Below are 20564 nucleotides of genomic sequence, written 5' to 3' on the forward strand. Positions count from 1 at the left end.
GAGAAAATGGCAGAGTTTAAAAAGGCAGATGGCATTATTGATTGGCTAGACCAGCGACTAGCGGTAAAGACGCTTTCAAAAGTGCTAATGACTGAGTATTGGATACCAAAAAATATAAATTGGCTTTGGGCGATGGGCGTGGTGCTAACGATGCTCTTTGCGTTACTTGTGGTGAGCGGGATTTTCTTGCTGATGTATTATAAGCCTGACACGGCACTCGCATTTGATAGCGTGAATCGCGTCATTATGCAAGAAGTGGAGTTTGGGTGGCTTTGGCGACATATCCACGCAGTGAGTGCTTCGCTGATATTTTTAATCATCTACATTCATATGCTTGTAGCGATTTACTATGGCTCTTATAAGCGCGGGAGAGAGATGATTTGGATTACCGGTATGCTACTTTTTGTGCTATTTTCTGCGGAGGCGTTTAGCGGATATATGCTACCTTGGGGGCAGATGAGTTATTGGGCGGCAAAAGTTATCACGGATTTATTTGGTAAAGTGCCTTTTATTGGACCGGATTTGGTGGTGTGGATTCGCGGTAATTTTATCCCAGCGGATGCGACTTTGACTAGATTTTTTATGCTACACGTGTTTTTATTGCCGTTAGCGATTATGCTACTAATCGCTACGCATATGTATTCACTGCGAATCCCACACGTAAATAATCAAGAAGGCGAAACTATCGACTTTGACAAAGAAGTCGAAGTCTATAAAAAAGACAAGAAAAAGGCGAAAATCGTGGCATTTTGGCCTGATTTCTTATCCAAAGATATTTTTGTAATTTGCACCTTTATGATTTTGGTGGCGTATCTTGTGTGCTTTAATTATAACTTTGCGATGGACCCAATTAACTTTGACCCCGCAGACACGCTAAAAACCCCAGCGCACATTTACCCCGAGTGGTATTTCCTTTGGAGCTATGAGATTTTGCGCGGATTTTATATGAGCGAGGCTTTGGGACTGATATTCTTTGGCGTGGCGCAAGTGGTATTTTTCGCACTGCCATTTTTGGATAGAAGCCCCGTTGTCGCACCGGCGCACAAACGACCGCTATTTTGCGTGTGGTTTTTTGTGCTGTTAGCGGACTTAATCGTGCTTACCATTTTTGGTAAGCTCCCGCCAGAGGGCATAAATAACTATGTAGGATTTGTCGCGGCAATCGTATTTATCGCGCTAATCATCGCACTCCCCATCATCACCAAAATGGAGAAAGGAGGTGCGAAATGAGTGCATTGCGTGAATTAAAGATTTTGGCATTTGTGGTTGTGGCGGTAGGCATTTTGTATTGGGGCGTAGAGCCTTTGGCGCATTCGATTTTTCACCCAAAAACCGCGCCTGTGGATTTTGCATTTAGCGATTTAGAAAAGTTGCCTACAAGTGGCAATGCGGAGAATGGCAAGGCTTTGGCTTCGATTTATTGCATTGCGTGTCATAGCATTGAAAAAGAGGGCTTCCCCGCGCTGATGGATAATGAATCGTCGTTTAACGCTTATGGCGTTGTCCCGCCGGACTTATCAAGCATTGGTGCGCTTTATGATGGCAATTTTTTGGCAAATCTCATCAAAGACCCCGTGAAAGCATTGAAATTAGGGCATAAATTTGGCACGGATAAATTTTTCCCGATGACTGCTACGCCCATAAGCGATGCGGAGATAGGCGATATGGTGGCGTATTTTGAAAGCATTGGCACAAAACATTTAGAGGCAAAAGTCGCAGAATCTGCTGAATACAAAGCAAAGGTTGAGGCGATAAATAAGGCAGATTCTGCGGATAAAAATACGCAACTTGCCGCGCTTAAAACGCACTTGCTGAATAAAGAGACTTTCAAAGAAGCGTGTGTGCGTTGCCACTCTATGAACTATGATAATGTCTCTTCGCTAACGCCAAGTGCGAATATTTTGGATTATATGGGCGCGAAAGCTCCCGATTTGTCGATGATGATTCGTTCGCGTGGGGCGCCCTATTTGCATAAATTTATAAACGACCCGCAAAAAATGCTAGTCAATGCCTCTATGCCACGCGTAGGGCTAAATGAAGCGTCTCAAAAGCGCGTGGTTGCGTATATTGATAGCATTGGCGATAGCAAAAAAGAGCAGCGAAACTTCGTAGGAATCGTGCTTATTGGCTTTATGACAATTATGGCGATTTTGGCATATCTATGGAAGCGCAAGGTGTGGAGTAAGCTACATTAAGATTCTGCGAAAACGCAGAATCTGTGGTAAATTCTGCAAATTTCGCTTAAAATAAGGACAAAAATGAATTATGAAAATATCAATAATGGCAAAGATTTTTTGCAGTTAAATAAAAATTTGCGCGATGAAGAGTGCGAAGTGATTATGGACGCCTCGCCAAAATCGCCACTTTTTACCATCGCAATCCCCACTTATAATCGCATAGATACGCTAAAAGAAGCACTAGATTCTGCGATAAATCAAAATATTAAAATAGGGGGGGGGCAGTAGAAGTTTGCGGAATTTAGATTCTGCGAATTTCGCAGAATCTCGCCCGAAATCCGCAGAATCTACCGCATTTTCAAATATAGATTCTGCGAATTTGGCGTATGAAATTATTGTGGTTGAAAACTGCGATGATTTTAACGCGACTTCCCCCACACAGGCATTCTTAACCAAATATTACAAGGGTAAAATCTCATATTACAAAAACAAACGCAATTTAGGTCTTTTTGGCAATTTCAATCAATGCCTAAAACTCGCAAAAGGCAAGTGGGTTTGCATTCTGCACGATGATGATATTTTGCTCCCAAACTATTTAGAGAAAATGTCGCAAGCAGTGCAAGATGTCGCGCCAAATACCTCGTTAATCTCATCTCGCCCCATATTTTTTGGCAATTTGGATTTATTTGAGATTCAAAAAGAAAATACAAAAACTTTTAAATATTACCTAAAAACGCACTGGGATAGGACATTTCGCGCGTTAAAGGCGATTAAAAATGCAATTATTTTTAGCGCATTAAATATCAAAACTTACAAATATTTAGACACGCGAAATGCCACATATATCGCAAATTTTAATCCACTCCATCCATCTTGTATGCTTCATAATCGCGAACTCTGCCTAAAACTTGGCGGGTATAATCAATCATATTTCCCAAGCGATGATTGGTATTTCCACACGCGCGCCGCTATGCATTCAAATGTCTATCAAATCAATGAGTTTTTAAGCAAATATCGCTTGGCAAACAACACTTCGTTTAATAAAAATACAATGCGTGGATTTGGCATTTTGGATTATTATTTCGTGCGGGATTGTATGCAGGTGGGGGCAAAAATGCGCGAGATTCTGCTCCAAAAGCATTATTTGCGAGTGATGAAATTTGGCGATGATGAGTTGATAGATGAAGTTTTATCGCACATAAAATTAACTCCCAAAAAACTTTCATTTTGGGATGAATTGCGCTATAAAATGCACAGAATGCACGAAGTTGAAATATATGGAAGCGAGTAGGTTTTGTGAGATTCTGCGATTTTACGAGATTCTGCGAAATACATTAAAATCGCAGAATCTTAAATCGCCTTTTAGATTCTGTGATTTTGCAGAATCGATTTGCAAAAATGAAATTTTTGCGCTAGAATTCGCACTTTTATTTTTGGAGAGTTGAGAAAAATGGAAGTTTTGCAGAGATTTAAGGCATTTGCGCGATATATTTGGGATTATAAAGTCGAAATTTCATTTTACGCAGAATCTAAAATCGCAGAATCTCCCCTAAATTTCGCAGAATCTAGCACAAAATATACCCACCCCCTAACCCCCTCCGCAAGGGAGGGGGAATCTTTTTGCAAATCCTACCTCTCCGCAAGGGAGGGGGAAATTTTTAAAATCCCCCCCCCCCAACAGCAAAATAGCAGTTTAGAATCACAAAGTTTTCTTGCAGAACTTGCGCTAAATGTTTGGCGCCATCGATACAAAAATTAGAAGCAAAGATAAAAAGCACGGACAATCCACAGCAAAGGGCGATTTCTAGTGCGATTAGCAGAATCTATGACTTACTAGCGCAAAATCACATCACAATCAAAGATTACACAGGCATTAAATACAATGACGGGCTAAATATCGACATAATCGAGTGCGTGCAAGTTGTAGCAAAAGATTCTAGCGACACTAGCGAAATGATATTAGAGACGCTTCAACCTAGCATTCTTTTAAATGGCGAACTTTACAAAAAAGCAAAAGTCATCAAAGAAACCAAAATCAATCCAAATCAAACAAAGGAGTAAAAAATGGACAATATGGTAATAGGCATAGATTTAGGCACGACAAATTCAGAAATCGCGCTTTTTAACAATGGCAAAGTGGAGATTTTGAAAAATACGCTAGGCGATGAATATACGCCATCAGTCTTTGGAATCTCCAAAGGCGGCAATGAGGAAGTAGGCAAAAAGCCTTATACGCGCTATTTTAAGGATTGCACCAAAGATGAATGGGAAAACAATAAGCCAGAAATCAAGCGCTCAATGGGACAAAGCGAAAAAATTTATTTTCCGCGCATTCAAAAAAGCTACTTGCCCGAAGAGATTAGCTCAAAGATTTTGCTAAATTTAAAGCAAAATGTCGCACGAAAAAATAGCAATATCAACGCAAATGCTGCGGTTATAACTATCCCAGCGCATTTTGATACCACGCAATGCGAAGCGACAAAAAGAGCGGGGAATTTGGCAGGATTTGAATATGTGATTTTGTTGCAAGAGCCCATAGCTGCGGCGATTAGCTATGGTTTTTCAAATGCAGAAAATGAAAATTGGCTCGTGTATGATTTAGGTGGCGGGACTTTTGATGTCGCCTTAATCGCACTAAAAGACGGGAATCTAAGCGTTTTAGGGCATAGTGGCGATAATTTTTTGGGCGGAAAAGATATTGATAATCTAATCATTGATAAAAAGATTTTGCCTTTGATTAGCGAAAAATATGGCGTGAATCTTGATAGAAGTGATGATGAATACAAAATCGCCTTTGCAAAGCTAAAATACGCAAGTGAGAGCGCGAAAATCGCCCTTTCAAGTAGCGATTCTACAAGTATTGAGATTGACTTGGAGGATTATAATATTTATGAAAATCTAACTATTACAAATGCGGAGTTGGAGAATATTTTAGACGAATTGCTAAACAAAACCATTGCACACGCCAAAAAGACTATCGACGAAGCAAATGTAAGCAAAGTGGATAAAATTATTTTGGTGGGCGGACCCACGCAGTTGCCTTTTATCCGCACAAGACTAGAAAAAGAGCTAAATATCAAAGTCGATACAAGCTCCGATGCACTCACTGCGGTAGCATCTGGCGCGTGTATTTATGCCACAAGCCAAAAAATCCCCGAACATTTGAAAGCCAAAAAAGAAATTAGCAACGATGCCTTTGAGATTGAATTGCATTACGAATCGCTAACTTCTAGCGATGATGAGCTAATCACAGGCATAATCCCGCAGTTAAAAAATAGCGACAAAGATTATTTTTTGCGAATCCAAAATGATAGCAATACTTTCACAAGTGGCGAAATCAAACTAAAAAATGGCAAATTTAGCGCAAATATCGCATTAGAACCAAAATGCGTAAATACATTTCATATATTTTTATCCGCAAATGATGGCACACCATTGACACTATCACAAAATAGCTTTACTATCACGCACGGCATAAGCATTTCAGGGACACCCATTCCACATAGCATAGGCGTAGGCATTAGTAAGGCGGATTATATTACAGGTGAGTTAAAGCAAGAATATGAAATATTTTTCCCTAAAAATTCCATTTTGCCACTAGAAAAAACCAAAACCTTTAAATCGCTAAAAACTATCAAAAAAGGCGATAAAGAAAATTGTCTGCCTATCACAATTTATGAGGGCGAATTCCCTATGCCTGATAGAAATACGGAGATTTGCGATTTGTCTATTAGTGGAGAAAATATCAAATACACCATAGGCGAGGGCGAGGATATTGAAGTAACTATCAAAGTAAATGAAAGTAGAGAGGTTTTCGTAGAGGCATATATCCCGCTAATAAATGAGAGTTTTAATGCTCGCGCCACGACTTTTGCCAAAGAAGTATCCGTCATTGATTTATCAAGGGAGCTATCAAAAGAAAATGAACGGGTGGATAAAATCAAAAATCTACTATCCGATGAGGAAAAAGATGAGATTGAATCTAGCGCAGAATCTATTAGCAACTCGATTCATAATTCTGTAAATAATAATGACGAACGCGCCAAAGCGCAAAATCAGCTAAAAGCACTTCGCGCCAAAATCGATGCAATCGAAAAAAGCAAAGATATTGATGTGCTTAAAAACGAATATGAAAGATTAGTTAGCGATTCGCAGAATCTATTAGAAAAAGTCAGCGACAAAAGCAAAAAAGAGCAATTCACATTGCAATTTAAAACGCTAAAAAATGACGCACAAAAAGCAATTACACAAAATAGCGCGACATTATTAGCAAAAGTCAATGAGCGATTCAAAGAATTTAACGCCGAACTCTTTGGCGAAGATGATTCTATGTGGATTGATATGTTTAATCAATTAAGCATTTTGCCACTTGGTGCGTTTGATGATAGGGATAAAGCTAAAAAGCTAATTGCTATGGGCGAAGATTCACTACAAGACAATGACATTGAGCGATTGCGTGGCATTTGCATTGCATTACTTCAAATGCTACCAGAGTTCCGCAATAGAAGCAATGGAGACATAGCCAAAAATATCGGCAAAATCGCAGGTATCACCCTTTAATGCAATCAAATCCTATTCTTTACAATGCTTACGGCATTTTGGGACTTGTCCCAAATGCCACGCGCAAAGATATTGAAAGACAAACAAAAGAGATTGAAAAACTTTTAAAAATCGATGAAATCCCGCAATATACGCTTGATTTTTCGCATTTTGACAAACTCCGCAATGAGAAAAATATCCGCGAAGCAAAGCAAAATTTATTAAATGCCGAATCAAAGATTTTGCATTATTTTTTTAGCTTTTATATTACTAGCGATAGCGAAGCATTTGCCAAAAGGGCGATGGATTTGTATAAGAGCGGTGATTTTCACGCATTTCACACATTTATCGACAAGAAAAATATGGCAATTTTTCTTTGCATTTATATTTTGTGCGTGTGGGATACATTGTCTAATAAAAATGACGAGATTGATATTAAACAATATTTAGCACTTTGGAGCGAAGTAATCAGCGATGAAAATCTCTCAAAATTCAAAAAAATTTATCTCCACGATGATGATATAGGCATAAATGACAATATCCTAAATGGCGCAGATTCTGCGATTAAAAACGCGCTTATTTTATCGCATACGCATTTCGCAGAATCTCTAAAAGATGAGTTAGTTAAGAGAAATTTTATCGCAAATATTATTGATATTTTTTCTCCAAGTGATGAGGTTGTAAATGATATAAAATTCATTGCTGATATTTATAAAAAGATAAATGAAGACATTTCGGCGATTGAAAATGCAAGTGCGATTTCTACGCTAAAATCGCATATTTTAAAACTAAACACGCATTTTAATCAACTGCGAAAATTAAACCTAAACGCCCGCAGTCAAACTTCGCTTTTAAAAGATAGGATTTCAAAGATTCTGCGCGACAAGTCTTTTTATTTAAACAACGAGCTAAATGACGCAGAATCTGCGCTAAATATCATCGATGAAGCACTAAAAATGTGCGGAAGCAACTTTGAGCGAAGCAAACTGCAAAAAAGCAAAGAGCAATTAAATGATTTGATAAAACACAAGCAAATCTCAAAATTGCTAGATGAAGTCAAATCAAAAGTCAATAAGGGGGATTTTTATGGATTTGATGAAATTGAAGCTAAGATTCGCGCAATCTCCCCAAAGAATAGCGATGATTTTATCGACCAAATCGCCGTAATCATCGGCAATAAGGCGATTGAAAATGCAAATAACGCATTAAAATACATAACTTCTTACGATAGAAATACCGCTATAATCACTCTAAATAACGCAAATAATGAGTTAGAATCTCGCCTAAATATCGCAAAAAAATACGCCAAAAAGCAAAGGACACGCGATTGGTTAAATAATCAAATGCCAAAGGCAAGTGATAGAGCAAAACTTCAAAAAGCAGCAAACAGCATAAGTGGCGGTGGCGAAAGCAGTGGATGGGATGCTTTTTGGGGTATTTTTTGGTTTATTGTTATTGTTATAGCTATTGCAAAATGTAGCGGTGCTTAAAATGTCGCAGATTCTGCGATTTTATGTAATTTTTTGATTAGATTCTGCGATTTTTGTGTAAGATTCTGCGATTCGCACTAAAAACGCAGAATCTCGCAATAAAAACCCAAAATAATCATTTACCGCATTTTTACGCTACAATTTCGCGCAAAAATTTAACTTTTGGACGCAAAATGCAAAATAAACAAAAATTCGTAGTAGGCATCACGGGGGCGAGTGGCATTCGGCTTGGCATCCGCTTCGCAGGGCATTTGGCGCGGTTTGCGAGTGACGCAGAAATCTTTGTGATTTTTAGCAATGGCGCGAAAATGGTGGCGCGCTATGAGGACAAAATCGCTAAAAATGCGCTAGATTCTGCGATGTTTCAAGGCATTTCGCAGAATCTAACCATTCTAAACGACAGCGATTTGGATTCGCCCGTATCATCTGGCTCTTTTGGCGTTAGCGCAACGCTGATAATCCCGTGTAGCGCGAATACACTTGCAAAAATCGCCTGTGGCATTAGCGAGACGCTCATCACTCGTGCCGCCCTTGTCGCGCTAAAAGAGCGCAAAGCCTTGCTTTTAGCCCCGCGCGAAGTGCCACTAAATGCGATAATGTTGCATAATATGCTCTCACTATCGCAAATGGGCGCAATCATCGCTCCGCCAATGCTCTCATATTACGCTGGGAGCGAAAATCTCGCCGAAATGGAGGACTTTGTGTGCGGAAAATGGCTTGATTCTATCAGTGTAGCACATAATCTTTTCCCGCGCTGGGGCGAATCTAGCGTTGATGGACGCAAACACACCCCTAAATCACGCAAATCTACCAAATCCAAAAAAGGACAATAATGCAAAAAATCGCAATTTATCCAGGCACTTTTGACCCTATCACAAACGGGCATTTGGATATTATCGCCCGTTCATCGCAAATTTTTGATAAAGTCATAGTCGCAGTGGCGCACTCTGCGGATAAATCGCCACTATTTAGCACACAAAACCGCATAGCGATGGTAAATCTCGCAATCCAAAATATGCCAAACATCAGCGCAGAATCTTTTGATAATCTTTTGGCGGATTTTGCAAGTGAGAGGGGCTGCAATATCCTTATTCGTGGGCTTCGAGCCGTTAGCGACTTTGAGTATGAGCTGCAAATCGGCTATGCGAATGCTTCGCTAAATCCCGCGTTGGAGACGATTTATCTAATGCCGTCCTTGCAAAATGCCTTTATAAGTTCAAGTGTGGTGCGCTCGATTCTGCGCCACAATGGTAAAATCGCGCACCTTGTCCCACCAAAAGTAAATGATTTTATCGCAGATTTTATCACGCATTTGGGGGCGCAAAATGGGTAAATATGTCGTAATAGAAGGCATTGATACCACAGGCAAAAGCACCCAAATCGAGCTTTTGCGCAAGCGTTACAAAAACGCCATTTTTACAAAAGAGCCTAGTGGGGGCGATTTTGGCGATACGATTCGCACCTTGTCTTTGCATAGCGATATTTGCAATCTCACGCAAACTATGCTATTTCTTGCCGATAGGGCGCACCACACAAAGCGCGTGATTACGCCAAATCTAAATGCAAGGCGGCTTGTCATTAGCGATAGAAGCCTTATTTCTGGCGTGGCGTATTGCGATTCGCTTGATTTTGATTTGGCTTTGCAAATCAATCGTGTGGTTGCAAAAGTGCCTAATTTAGCCATAATTTTAGAGACAAATGAGGCGATTTTGCGCTCCCGCCTATCACAAAAAGAAAATGACAATATTGAATCGCGTGGCATTGCGTATTTATTAGCGGTGCAAGAGCGAATCATAAAGAGTGCCAAATCTTTGGGCGTGAAAACGCTAAAAATCCCCTGTGATTTGCCAAAAGATGAGATTTTGGAGATGATTTGCGCTGAAATTGATTCGCTAGATTCGCACAAATCGCGCTAAGGCAAAAGCGCGATGAAATGCCTAATGTGCGAGGATTTTAGCTTTAATATTATCTGCAAAAATTGCGATTCATTACTCAAACTCTCCCCGCAAAAACGCTTTTATGCCGATGGATTCGCCGTTTTTAGCTTTTATGAATATCAATCAATCGAATTTTTGCTAAAAAGCAAATATCACCTAATCGGCAGTCGAATCTACAAATTTTTGGCAAAAAAGGCGTGGGCATATTTTAGTGGCACAAACGCCGATTTTGGTGGCGTGTATGGGATAGGAATCGATGATAGGGTGAGCTCATTTTACTCGCATTCAGGCGTCATCGTGAAAGAATTTGCCAAAAGTTTCACTCCGCTTTTTGGCGCACTTAAAGCAAAAGGCGACATTCACTACGCGGGGAAATCCCTAAAATACCGCCAAAATCACAAAAAAGGCTTTGTTTATAGCGGGAGAGGCGACATTAGCGCAGTGCTAATTGATGATATTATCACAAGCGGGGCGAGTATCGATGAGGCAAGAGAATGCTTGGAGAACAACGGCGTGCGCGTTTTATTTGCGCTAGTGCTAAGCGATGCGAGATTTTAAGGTGGGGCGCATTTGATAGAAAAATTTTTGATTACAGAGGGCAATTATAATGCGATTTTGGCGAATCCTACGCGATTAAAAGCGCATAATATCACCAAAATTTATCTGCGTGATAAAAAATTGCCGAGTGAAATTTTGCGTGAGTTTCAACAAATAAAAAATGTCGAAATTTTTGTGAATTACGCCGATTCGCCTACGATTTTGACGCACACGCATATTCACTTAAAAAGCGATGAGTTGCATTTGGCAAAAGCACTAAAATCGCAGAATCTAAACGCAGAATCTAAAAAATCTTGTCATTTGGTTGCTTCGATTCGTGCTTCGCACTCTGCTCAGAATGACAAAAATATTCTCCCCCTCCCTTGCGAAGGGGGATTAAGGGGGTGGGTTGATTTACAAAAAAATAGTAACGCGAAATTTTCAAATAGCAATTTTACCCACCCCCTAGCCCCCTCCGCAAGGGAGGGGGGATATAAAATTCTATCCTATTCTGCGCATAGTTTGAAGGACATTATCCGCGCACACGAAGCGCGAATCGATTTTATTTTCATTAGTCCCATTTTTGCGGTGGAAAACAAAAATGCGCCACTTGGCATTGAGTTTTTAGCGAAAATCCCACGCGAAATAAAGCCCAAAATTTTCGCGCTAGGCGGGATAAATGCGAGTAATATTCATCAATTTGAAAATTTAGGCATTCGTGGGGTGGCTGGGATTCGCATTTTTGAGAATATTTTTAAGTAATTTTGTATATAATGCTTTGAAAACTCAAAAAAGGATTTAAAAATGGATGAAATCATCGCAAAACGAAAGAAAATCTACAATCCCGAATCTACCGAATCTGTAAATGAACGCAAGGTGTTTAACGGCGACCCTACGAGCATTTTTGACCTAAACAAAATCAAATATCAATGGGCGTATAATCTATGGAAAGTTATGCTTGCAAACACTTGGTTTCCCGAAGAAGTGGGTATGGCACAAGATAAGCGCGACTATGTTGGCGGACTAACAGAGCAAGAGAAATTAGGCTACGATAGGGCGTTAGCGCAGCTTATATTTATGGATTCGCTTCAAACAAACAATCTCATCGACAATGTCAATCCCTACATTACAAGCCCCGAGCTAAATCTCATTTTGGTGCGTCAGGCGTATGAAGAGGCACTGCATTCGCAAAGCTATGATGTGATGGTGCAAGCAATTAGCGACAATACCGATGAGATTTATGAAATGTGGCGCAAAGATGTAGAGCTACGCAATAAAAATGACTATATCGCCGATGTTTATATGGATTTGGCGAAAAATCCCACTGAGACAAATCTACTCAAAGCATTTTTTGCAAATCAAATCTTAGAGGGCATTTATTTTTATTCGGGCTTTTCGTTTTTCTACACGCTTGCAAAAAGTGGCAAAATGTTAGCGTCTGCAAATATGATTCGCTTCATACAGCGCGATGAAGTTACGCATTTGCTTTTGTTTTCAAATCTCATAAATTCTGTCCGCAAAGAGCGCAGTGATTTATTTACGCCGAGTTTAGAAGAAGAAGTTATTGAGATGTTTAGAAAAGCGGTCGATTTGGAATCTAATTGGGGCGATTATATCACGCAAGGGCAGATTTTGGGGCTTACAAGCGAGATTATCCGTCAATATATCGAATATTTGGCTGATGAACGCTTGGAGCGTGTGGGATTTGCAAAGTTATACAACGCAAAGCACCCGATAAAGTGGGTTGACCAATTTAGCAGTTTCAATGAGCAAAAGACAAATTTCTTTGAATCAAAAGTAACGAATTATTCCAAAGGGAGCATAACATTTGATGATTTCTAAAAAATCTAGTGGCGCGATTTTGAAGCGATTTTACGCACTGCAAATAAAAATCAGCACTTCATTTGAGGAAAATTTAAGCCGAATCGAATCGCTTTCAAAAGGCTGTGGCGAGGGCGCAATCATTTTAACGCCCGAAGTGGCGATTAGCGGATTTTGCTATCAAAAGATGAATGAAGCAAGTGAGTTTAGCAAAGTCGCCACTGAGCGACTTTTGGAGGCTAGTAGTGATAAAACAATCATTACCACGATGATTGAAAAAAATAAAGGCAAATTTTACAATAATCTCAAAGTTTTTTCGCGTGGCGTTATGATTCACAAGCAATCAAAGCACAAACTTTTTCCACTTGGCGATGAGCATAATCACTTTGCAGCGGGGGAAGAGGGCGAATTTTGCGATTTTGAAATCGATAACATAAAATGCGCTGCGATAAATTGCTTTGAAGTGCGATTCCCGCGAATCTGGGATTTGGTAAGAGGCGCGGATGTGATTTTTGTCCCCGCACAATGGGGCAAAGAGCGCAAAGAGCATTTTGAGACGCTAACTCGCGCTTTGGCGATTGCAAATCAAGCGTTTGTGGTTTGTGCGGACGCTACAAATGTGAATCTGGCAAAGGGAAGTGCGATTATTTCGCCTTTTGGCGTAGTCATCAAAAATGACAAGCGCGATGTGGTGAGCGCGGAAGTGGATTTGAGCGAAGTTGCAAAAATGCGAAAATACATAAAAGTGGGGTTAGATTGAGCGTAGAATTGGAGCGAATGTTAGATTCAATCGCAAAACAATTTAGCATTTCGCCAAATGTGCGAAGTGCGATGAGTCAAATCCCGCGCGATATTTTTATGACAGAAGCGTTGCGTCCCCTTGCTTATCGAATCGATGCCATTTCAATCGGCGCAAATCAATTCATCAGCTCCCCGCTCACTGTGGCAAAAATGACGCAATTTTTAGAAATCGACAAAAGTTGCGATAGTGTGCTAGAAATCGGCTGTGGTAGCGGGTATCAAGCGGCGATTTTAAGCAAACTTTTTCGGCGCGTGTTTAGCATCGAGCGAATCGAGCGACTGCGCGAAGAGGCGATTGTGCGATTTAAAAAACTTGGCATTATGAATGTCAATACAAAAGTCGATGATGGCAACAATGGCTGGGAAAAATACGCGCCTTTTGATAGGATTTTGTTCTCCGCTTCGCCTAGTGTGATTGCGCCAAAAGTCTCATCGCAACTGCGTGAAGGCGGGATTTTGGTTGCGCCGATGACGCAAAATGACGGCACACAAATCATCACGCGCTTTATAAAAAGGCACGGACGACTAAATGTGCTTGACACAAAAGGCGAGTGCGAATTTGTCCCTGTGAAGCGCGATATTGAGCGATGAGAATGCAAAAAACGCAAAATCTAAACGCAGAATCTAATGTGAAATCGCAGAATCTAAATGTGGATTGCCACAAAAATTCTTGCGAATTTTCTCGCAATGACGAAATTATCGCAGATTCTGCGAATCGCACTTCAAATTGTCATATTGAGCGTAGCGAAATATCTCAAAACAGAGATTCTTCGCTCACTTCGTTCGCTCAGAATGACAAAAATATTCTCCCCCTCTCTTGCGGAGGGGGATTAAGGGGGTGGGTAAATTCTACAAAATCCACAAATTGTCATACTGAGCGAAGCGAAGTATCTCTTTTTAGATTCTGCGATTCTGCGCTTGTGTCGCCTAATTTCACTTTAAAATCCCTTATTTTCTCGCAAAAAGGGTTGCACCCCCGCTCCGCTCCCCCCGACTATTTAATTGTGTCCCCAAAAAGCAGCCGCTTTTTCGCTTTTAGGGGGAGAGCCTCGCTTAATCCGCTTCTAGCAAAAAATCGGCACTCGCACTACTGCTCGTTTGCTCCCGATTTTTTGCACCACGAAGCGGGCGAGATTAAGGGTGCTTCGCACGGATTTTTATTAGATTCTGCGATTCGTGCAAAAAACGCAGAATCTAACACGAAATCGCAGAATCTAAATGTGGATTGCCACGAAAATTCTTGCGAATTTTCTCGCAATGACGAAATTATCGCAGATTCTGTGAAACAAATACAAATCGCAAAATCTAATTCATTTGTCATTTGGTTGCCTCGCTACGCTCGCAAATCCTACGGATTGAGCGAAGCGAAAAATCTCAAAAAAATAGATTCTGCGATTCACAAAATCTCACGCAAATTCGCAGAATCTACCCCAAATTCTGCGAATCTTAAAGCGGGGTAAGAATGATTTTTTTAGAAAGCATTGAAATTATCACAGCGTTAATCTTTGGGCTTTGCTTTGGCTCATTTTTAAATGTGCTGATTTTGCGCCTACCAAAGGGCGAATCTATCGCATTTCCCGCGTCACATTGCGTCTCTTGTGGCAACGCATTAAAGTTTTATCACAATATCCCGCTTTTATCCTTTATCTTTTTGCGTGGCAAATGCGCCTTTTGCGGGGCAAAAATTGCGATTCAATATCCGCTAATTGAAGCGATTTCAGGCGTATTCGCACTTTTTATCTACCTAAAATTTGGATTTAGTGTCGAATCTATTTGCATTGGCATTGCGATTTTGCTACTTTTGGCGTTGAGTGTGATTGATTGGCGGTTTAGCGAAGTGCCTGACAATCTTAATTTCTCCGCATTTATTTTTGCGATTATTGGCGGACTTTTTTGGCATAAAGATTTTATTTTTGTCATCGGTAGCGCGTTTGCATTCGCTGGATTTTTCACGCTTTTGCGATTTGCATTTCAAAGTTTTGCCAAAAAAGAAGCATTGGGCGAAGGCGATATCATCATCGTTGCCACGATGGCTGGGATTTTAGGCTATAAAGTGGCATTTGTGGCGATTTTTTTAGGTGCGCTATTTTCGATAATCCCGCTTTTGGCACTTGGCAAAAATGCCAAAATCCCATTTATCCCATTTCTCTACGCTGGGCTATTAGTCGCACTATTTTGCTATGAATATATCGAAGCATTTTTGAAAGACTACGCGCTATGAATTTTACTCGTAATCATTTGCGCAATTACATTTCGATGTCCTTTGGACGGCTATTTTTTATATTTTTCATCGTGCTATTTTTCATCTCATCAATTATCGTGCTAATCACCATCGCGCAGGTCACTTTTGTGGTTAAGATGAGTTTTGCGGACTTATTTTGGCTATATTTGTATTCGCTCCCAAATAGCGTTCTTTTCGTGCTTTCAATCACATTTTTTGCCGCTGCGATTTTATCGCTTTCAAAGTTGAGCTATGATTATGAAATGCTTGTCTTATTCGCGCTTGGCGTTAGTCCGCATAAAATAGTGCGCGTTTTTCTCCCGCTTTGCGCACTTGTGAGTTTAACAATGCTAATTTTCTCCCTTGCCATAATCCCGCTTTCAAAGAGTGCGTATTCAAACTTTGTCGCCGAAAAGCGCGCAAATATCGATGTAAATATCAAGTCAGGCGAGTTTGGACAAAAGCTTGGCGATTGGTTAGTTTTTGTAGATTCTGCGAAAAATCGCAATTATGAAAATTTGGTGCTGTTTTCAAATAAAGGGCTTGGATTTGAGAGCTTTATTTTAGCGCAAAATGGCAGTGCAAGTAGCGCAAATGGCGCATTTGAGATGAATCTAACAAATGGCGTGGCATACTTCGCAGAATCTGCCAAAATCCGCAAAATCGACTTTGAAAATATGGTAGTCCGCAACGCCATCGATGAAGTGAAACTGCGTAGCTATGATTTGATGGCGTATTGGGGGAGTGCGTTTAGCGGTGACTCACGGCGAAATGCGGAGCGATTCACGCAATATGTGCTAATTGCGCTGATGCCTGTTGCGAGTATTTTTCTACTACCGCTCTTTGGCATTGCAAATCCGCGATTTAGCAAAAATCTTTCATCGCTTTACATTCTCGCAAGTGTGGGGATTTACTATACGCTTGTATATTTTGCGATGGAGTATGCGCCGCTTTATGGCATTGTGCCGCTTTTGGCGGTGTGGATTGGGGCGAGTTACGCGCTGTATCGGCGATTTATTTTGAGATTTTATTAAGGGGGTTTGCGTGAATCATCAAATGCTGCTTGAAAATGTAGATACAATCTCGCTTTTTGTAATCGCGCTTGGGATGGCGTTTTCCCACTGCTATGGTATGTGTGGCGGGATAGTGCTTGCATTTTCGCAGAATCTCCCTAGTAGTTTTTGGCGGAGACTTTTTTTGCATTTGCTTTATAACGCGGGGCGAATTAGCACTTATACAATCATCGGCATTGCGTGCGCGCATTTGGGGGCGAAGCTTTCAGTGAGCGATTCAGCGCGGGGTGGGATTTTTATCATTTTGGGATTTTTGATGGGACTTTTGGGCGCGGGGTATTTGATATATCCAAAAATCTTGCATTTTTTAGAGCCAAATATCGGGGGTTTTGGGATTTTTAAAAGGGCATTTGGATTTTTTATGAAGCAAGCAAATCCGTTTCGTGCGTATCTTTTGGGATTTTTAAATGGACTTTTGCCCTGCGGGATTGTGTATTTTTTCGCGATGAATGCGATGATTGCGGCAAGTGATTTGCGCGGGATACACGCACTTTTAAAGGGCGCGGAGATTATGCTAATCTTTGGCGTGGCGAGTGCGATACCGATGCTACTTCTTGGGAGTTTTAGCGCGATTTTGGCAATCTCAAAGTTTAAAAATATCTTTGTAAAAATCTCGGCATTTCTCATCATCATCTTTGGCGTTTGGACGATGATGAAGGGCTTTGGGATTTTGTTTAAATAACGCTGAATCTAGGCGGGGATTTTGGGGATTTTAGCGATTCAGCGTTTAGATTCAGCGAAAATTGGGTTAGATTTTGCATTTAGATTCTGCGATTCAAATGCAAATTCGCAGAATCTAAAATCAAATGTATGGATTGCCACGATTCTGCGTAAATCGCAGAATCTCGCAATGACGATTCTGGCAAGATTCTGCGAATTTTGAATCAGATTCTGCGTTTTACAAACGATTCTGCGATTAGATTCTGCGTTTCACAAACGATTCTGCGAAATTATTAGATTCTGCGATTTTGCGATAAAATGCAGAATCTACATTTATTTTCAAAGGATTTTTATGCAAAAAGCGGTGTTTTTCGATAGGGATGGCGTGGTAAATGTGAATAATGAGTATGTCTATAAAATCAGCGATTTTGTGTATATGAGCGGGTTTGTGGAGTTTTTTCGTGTAATAAAGAAGCGCGGATTTTTGGCATTTGTCGTTACGAATCAATCGGGCATAAATCGCGGATTTTACAGTGAGCGTGATTTTGAGAATTTGAGTGATTTTATGCAAAATGATTTGCGCCAAAGATGCGGTTTTTGCTTTGATAAAATCTATCATTGTCCGCATTTGCCGAGCGAAAACTGCCTTTGTCGCAAACCAAAAATTGGTATGATAGAAAACGCAATGCGTGATTTTGACATAGATTTGGGCGCGTCATATCTTATCGGCGATAATGAAAGCGACATTGAGTGCGCGATAAATGCGGGGATAAAGACGCAGATTCTGCTAAATAAAAATGCAAAGCAAAGCAAGGCAGGGCATATTGTTAGCGATTTTCAGCAAATTTTTAGTATAATTGCGCCACTTTAAATCGGGAGGGCAAAATGAAATATATTTACGATGATTTGGACGATAAAGTCATTCTAATCACGGGCGGTGCGGGGTTTATCGGTAGCAATTTGGCAAAATATCTAAACAAGCACCACCCACGCGCAAAAGTTGTGATTTTTGATAGATTTCGCGATAATTCGTGCTTTGCAAACGGCAATCCTACGAGTTTGGGGCATTTTAAAAATCTGCTTGATTTTAAGGGGGAGATTATCGTAGGCGACTTGGCAAATAGCGCGGATTTGGGGCGATTAGATGACTATAAATTTGACTGCATTTTTCATCAAGGCGCGATTTCGGACACGACTTGCCTAAATCAAGAATTAGTGCTAAAAACAAACTATGAAAGCTTTGATTATTTTATCCGCAAGGCAAAAAATGACAATGCAACGCTGATTTATGCTTCAAGTGCGGCAGTTTATGGCAATAGCTCCGCGCCAAATGTCGTAGGCGTAGGCGAATCGCCCGAAAATGTCTATGGTTACTCAAAATGGCTTATGGATAAAAAATTGCGCGAACTTATCGAAAAAGCTCAAAATAGCGATGATTGCGATGACAATGTCAAAATCATAGGTTTGCGATATTTCAATGTCTATGGCAATGGCGAGTATTTCAAAGGCACGACTGCTTCGATGATTTTGCAGCTTGCAGAGCAGATTCGGCAGTTTAAAAAAGTGCGCCTTTTTGAGTTTGGCGAACAAAAGCGTGATTTTGTCTATGTCAAAGATGTGATTCAGGCAAATATAAAGGCGTTGGAAGCGCAAAAAAGCGGGGTTTATAATATCGCTAGTGGCAAAGCGCGAAGTTTTAATGACATTGTGGCGATTTTAAAGGCGCATTTTGGGGAATTTGAAGTGGAATATATCAAAAATCCTTACGCATTTTATCAAAATCACACAGAGGCGGATATTAGCGAGACTACAAAAGATTTGTTTTATGAGCCTAGATATTCGCTTGAAGATGGCATAGCGGATTATGTCGAAGTGTTAAAGGGGCTTTGATGGCGCGAATCTTAATCATCGGCGATTTGATGTTAGACCACTATGTGTGGGGAAGCGTGGAGCGAATCTCACCCGAAGCCCCCGTGCAAATCCTAAAAATCACGCGTGAAAACAATCGCTTGGGTGGCGCATCTAATGTCGCACTAAATCTCATCGCACTTGGCGCAGAGGCGCATATTTGCGGGATTATCGGTGATGATAGCGATGGTAAAGTCATTATGGATTTGCTAGATTCATCAGGGATTAATCGTGATTTGCTTTGCGTAAAAGGCGATTTTCAAAGCATTAAAAAGACGCGATTTATTGCTTCAAATCAGCAAGTTTTGCGCGTTGATAGGGAGAGCGTGGATATGTCGCTTGATAGCGCGATTTTAGAAAAAATCAAAGATTCGCTACATAAATTTAGCGCGATTATTTTGTCGGATTATGGTAAAGGTGCGCTTGGCGTGGATTTTACAAAGCAAATTATCGCCCTAGCAAATGAGCAAAAAATCCCTATCCTTTGCGACCCAAAGGGCGATGATTACAGCAAATACACCAACGCCACGCTTTTAACGCCAAACAAAAAAGAAGCGCAAATTGCCACAAATATCCGCATAGATTCGCCTGAATCTTTGCTACGCGCCCTAAAAAAGCTAAAAAACGACTACAATCTAACCTATTCGATTATCACTTTGAGCGAAGATGGAATGGCGATTTATGATGACAAAATGACGCAAATCCCAACCCTCGCCAAAGAAGTCTATGATGTAACGGGCGCGGGGGACACGGTGATAGCCACACTCGCCTTTGGAATCTGTCATTGCGCAGACATTTATGAAAGCGCGAAGTTGGCAAACGCCGCTGCGGCTGTCGTTGTCGGCAAAATCGGCTCAGCACAAGCAAATATGAATGAGATTCGTGCGGTTATGGAGGATATTAGTGATTGCTTTGAAGTCGATGATTTGAAGCTAATCGCGGATTTGAAAAAAGATGGCAAAAAAATCGTATTTACGAATGGTTGCTTTGATATTTTGCACTTTGGGCATATTAGTTATTTGCGCAAGGCAAAGAGTTTTGGCGATATTTTGGTGGTGGGACTAAATTCAGATGATTCGGTGCGGAGGCTAAAAGGCGATTCGCGCCCGATAAATGACGAATCCGACAGGGCGCAGATTTTAAAAGAGCTTGAATGCGTGGATTTTGTCATCATTTTTGATGAATCCACGCCACTAAATCTTATAAAGCAGATTCGCCCCGATATTTTGGTAAAGGGCGCGGATTATAAAGGCAAAGAAGTCGTGGGAAGCGAAATCGTCCCTGATGTGCGCTTGGTGGAGTTTGTAGAAGGCAAAAGCACAAGCAAAATCGCAGAAAAAATTCAAAATGCGTAGTGCGAATCTAAAAAAGATTCGTCATTGCGAGATTCTGCGAACGCA

At 40.7% G+C, this 20564-nt stretch carries 25 protein-coding genes; all 25 read left to right on the forward strand.

Annotation, left to right across the window (positions count from 1 at the left end; genetic code table 11):
- The first annotated feature begins 6 nt into the window (after positions 1 to 6).
- A complete protein-coding gene (locus ACWIUD_RS08620; RefSeq protein WP_454148532.1) occupies positions 7 to 1230 on the forward strand; it encodes a cytochrome b in 1224 nt (407 codons plus the stop codon).
- On the forward strand, positions 1227 to 2195 hold the full coding sequence (locus tag ACWIUD_RS08625) for a c-type cytochrome (RefSeq protein ID WP_454148533.1): 969 nt from the start codon (positions 1227 to 1229) through the stop codon (positions 2193 to 2195). Before ACWIUD_RS08620 ends, ACWIUD_RS08625 begins: the two co-directional genes overlap by 4 nt.
- A 63-nt stretch (positions 2196 to 2258) precedes the next feature.
- Positions 2259 to 2465 (forward strand): hypothetical protein, encoded by a 207-nt coding sequence (locus ACWIUD_RS08630; protein ID WP_454134921.1) that lies wholly within the window; start codon positions 2259 to 2261, stop codon positions 2463 to 2465.
- 4 nt (positions 2466 to 2469) lie between these two features.
- Positions 2470 to 3468: a glycosyltransferase family 2 protein gene (locus ACWIUD_RS08635; RefSeq protein WP_454148534.1), complete on the forward strand. Its 999-nt coding sequence runs from the start codon at positions 2470 to 2472 to the stop codon at positions 3466 to 3468.
- On the forward strand, positions 3446 to 3622 hold the full coding sequence (locus ACWIUD_RS08640; protein WP_454148535.1) for a hypothetical protein: 177 nt from the start codon (positions 3446 to 3448) through the stop codon (positions 3620 to 3622). Before ACWIUD_RS08635 ends, ACWIUD_RS08640 begins: the two co-directional genes overlap by 23 nt.
- Positions 3623 to 3627: 5 nt before the next feature.
- A complete protein-coding gene (locus tag ACWIUD_RS08645) occupies positions 3628 to 3936 on the forward strand; it encodes a hypothetical protein (protein WP_454148536.1) in 309 nt (102 codons plus the stop codon).
- Entirely contained in the window at positions 3912 to 4238 is a 327-nt protein-coding gene (locus ACWIUD_RS08650) for a hypothetical protein (protein ID WP_454148537.1), read from the forward strand. The genes ACWIUD_RS08645 and ACWIUD_RS08650 overlap by 25 nt, the downstream gene beginning before the upstream one ends.
- A 3-nt stretch (positions 4239 to 4241) precedes the next feature.
- The gene (locus ACWIUD_RS08655) at positions 4242 to 6737 is read left to right on the forward strand and encodes an Hsp70 family protein (RefSeq protein WP_454148538.1); all 2496 of its coding nucleotides are present in this window, start codon (positions 4242 to 4244) and stop codon (positions 6735 to 6737) included.
- Positions 6737 to 8206, forward strand: a complete 1470-nt coding sequence (locus ACWIUD_RS08660) for a hypothetical protein (RefSeq protein WP_454148539.1) — start codon at positions 6737 to 6739, stop codon at positions 8204 to 8206. Before ACWIUD_RS08655 ends, ACWIUD_RS08660 begins: the two co-directional genes overlap by 1 nt.
- A 173-nt stretch (positions 8207 to 8379) precedes the next feature.
- Complete coding sequence (locus ACWIUD_RS08665; RefSeq protein ID WP_454148540.1) at positions 8380 to 9039, forward strand: UbiX family flavin prenyltransferase; 660 nt, start codon at positions 8380 to 8382, stop codon at positions 9037 to 9039.
- Positions 9039 to 9539, forward strand: coding sequence for a pantetheine-phosphate adenylyltransferase (gene coaD / locus ACWIUD_RS08670; RefSeq protein ID WP_454148541.1), 501 nt, complete (start codon positions 9039 to 9041; stop codon positions 9537 to 9539). Before ACWIUD_RS08665 ends, coaD begins: the two co-directional genes overlap by 1 nt.
- The gene (gene tmk, locus ACWIUD_RS08675; RefSeq protein ID WP_454148542.1) at positions 9532 to 10122 is read left to right on the forward strand and encodes a dTMP kinase; all 591 of its coding nucleotides are present in this window, start codon (positions 9532 to 9534) and stop codon (positions 10120 to 10122) included. The genes coaD and tmk overlap by 8 nt, the downstream gene beginning before the upstream one ends.
- 12 nt (positions 10123 to 10134) lie before the next feature.
- Positions 10135 to 10701 carry a ComF family protein gene (locus ACWIUD_RS08680; protein ID WP_454148543.1) on the forward strand — a complete coding sequence of 189 codons (567 nt, stop codon included), beginning with the start codon at positions 10135 to 10137 and terminating at the stop codon, positions 10699 to 10701.
- A gap of 12 nt (positions 10702 to 10713) precedes the next feature.
- The gene (locus ACWIUD_RS08685) at positions 10714 to 11442 is read left to right on the forward strand and encodes a thiamine phosphate synthase (protein ID WP_454148544.1); all 729 of its coding nucleotides are present in this window, start codon (positions 10714 to 10716) and stop codon (positions 11440 to 11442) included.
- Positions 11443 to 11493: 51 nt separating this feature from the next.
- On the forward strand, positions 11494 to 12522 hold the full coding sequence (locus tag ACWIUD_RS08690) for a ribonucleotide-diphosphate reductase subunit beta (RefSeq protein ID WP_454148604.1): 1029 nt from the start codon (positions 11494 to 11496) through the stop codon (positions 12520 to 12522).
- Complete coding sequence (locus ACWIUD_RS08695) at positions 12512 to 13261, forward strand: nitrilase-related carbon-nitrogen hydrolase (RefSeq protein WP_454148605.1); 750 nt, start codon at positions 12512 to 12514, stop codon at positions 13259 to 13261. The genes ACWIUD_RS08690 and ACWIUD_RS08695 overlap by 11 nt, the downstream gene beginning before the upstream one ends.
- Positions 13258 to 13893, forward strand: coding sequence for a protein-L-isoaspartate(D-aspartate) O-methyltransferase (locus ACWIUD_RS08700; RefSeq protein WP_454148545.1), 636 nt, complete (start codon positions 13258 to 13260; stop codon positions 13891 to 13893). The genes ACWIUD_RS08695 and ACWIUD_RS08700 overlap by 4 nt, the downstream gene beginning before the upstream one ends.
- Before the next feature lie 2 nt (positions 13894 to 13895).
- On the forward strand, positions 13896 to 14762 hold the full coding sequence (locus ACWIUD_RS08705; protein WP_454148546.1) for a hypothetical protein: 867 nt from the start codon (positions 13896 to 13898) through the stop codon (positions 14760 to 14762).
- A gap of 2 nt (positions 14763 to 14764) precedes the next feature.
- Entirely contained in the window at positions 14765 to 15523 is a 759-nt protein-coding gene (locus ACWIUD_RS08710) for a prepilin peptidase (RefSeq protein ID WP_454148547.1), read from the forward strand.
- Positions 15520 to 16557 (forward strand): LptF/LptG family permease, encoded by a 1038-nt coding sequence (locus ACWIUD_RS08715; protein WP_454148548.1) that lies wholly within the window; start codon positions 15520 to 15522, stop codon positions 16555 to 16557. The genes ACWIUD_RS08710 and ACWIUD_RS08715 overlap by 4 nt, the downstream gene beginning before the upstream one ends.
- Before the next feature lie 10 nt (positions 16558 to 16567).
- Positions 16568 to 17278, forward strand: coding sequence for a sulfite exporter TauE/SafE family protein (locus ACWIUD_RS08720; protein WP_454148549.1), 711 nt, complete (start codon positions 16568 to 16570; stop codon positions 17276 to 17278).
- Between the two features lie 21 nt (positions 17279 to 17299).
- Positions 17300 to 17479 (forward strand): hypothetical protein, encoded by a 180-nt coding sequence (locus tag ACWIUD_RS08725; RefSeq protein WP_454148550.1) that lies wholly within the window; start codon positions 17300 to 17302, stop codon positions 17477 to 17479.
- Positions 17480 to 17608: 129 nt separating this feature from the next.
- On the forward strand, positions 17609 to 18127 hold the full coding sequence (locus ACWIUD_RS08730; RefSeq protein WP_454148551.1) for a D-glycero-alpha-D-manno-heptose-1,7-bisphosphate 7-phosphatase: 519 nt from the start codon (positions 17609 to 17611) through the stop codon (positions 18125 to 18127).
- 14 nt (positions 18128 to 18141) lie between these two features.
- Positions 18142 to 19146 (forward strand): ADP-glyceromanno-heptose 6-epimerase, encoded by a 1005-nt coding sequence (gene rfaD, locus ACWIUD_RS08735; RefSeq protein ID WP_454148552.1) that lies wholly within the window; start codon positions 18142 to 18144, stop codon positions 19144 to 19146.
- Positions 19146 to 20519 (forward strand): D-glycero-beta-D-manno-heptose-7-phosphate kinase, encoded by a 1374-nt coding sequence (gene rfaE1, locus ACWIUD_RS08740; RefSeq protein ID WP_454148553.1) that lies wholly within the window; start codon positions 19146 to 19148, stop codon positions 20517 to 20519. Before rfaD ends, rfaE1 begins: the two co-directional genes overlap by 1 nt.
- The last annotated feature ends 45 nt before the right edge of the window (positions 20520 to 20564 follow it).

It is taken from the genome of Helicobacter sp. 23-1044 (genome assembly GCF_053654695.1).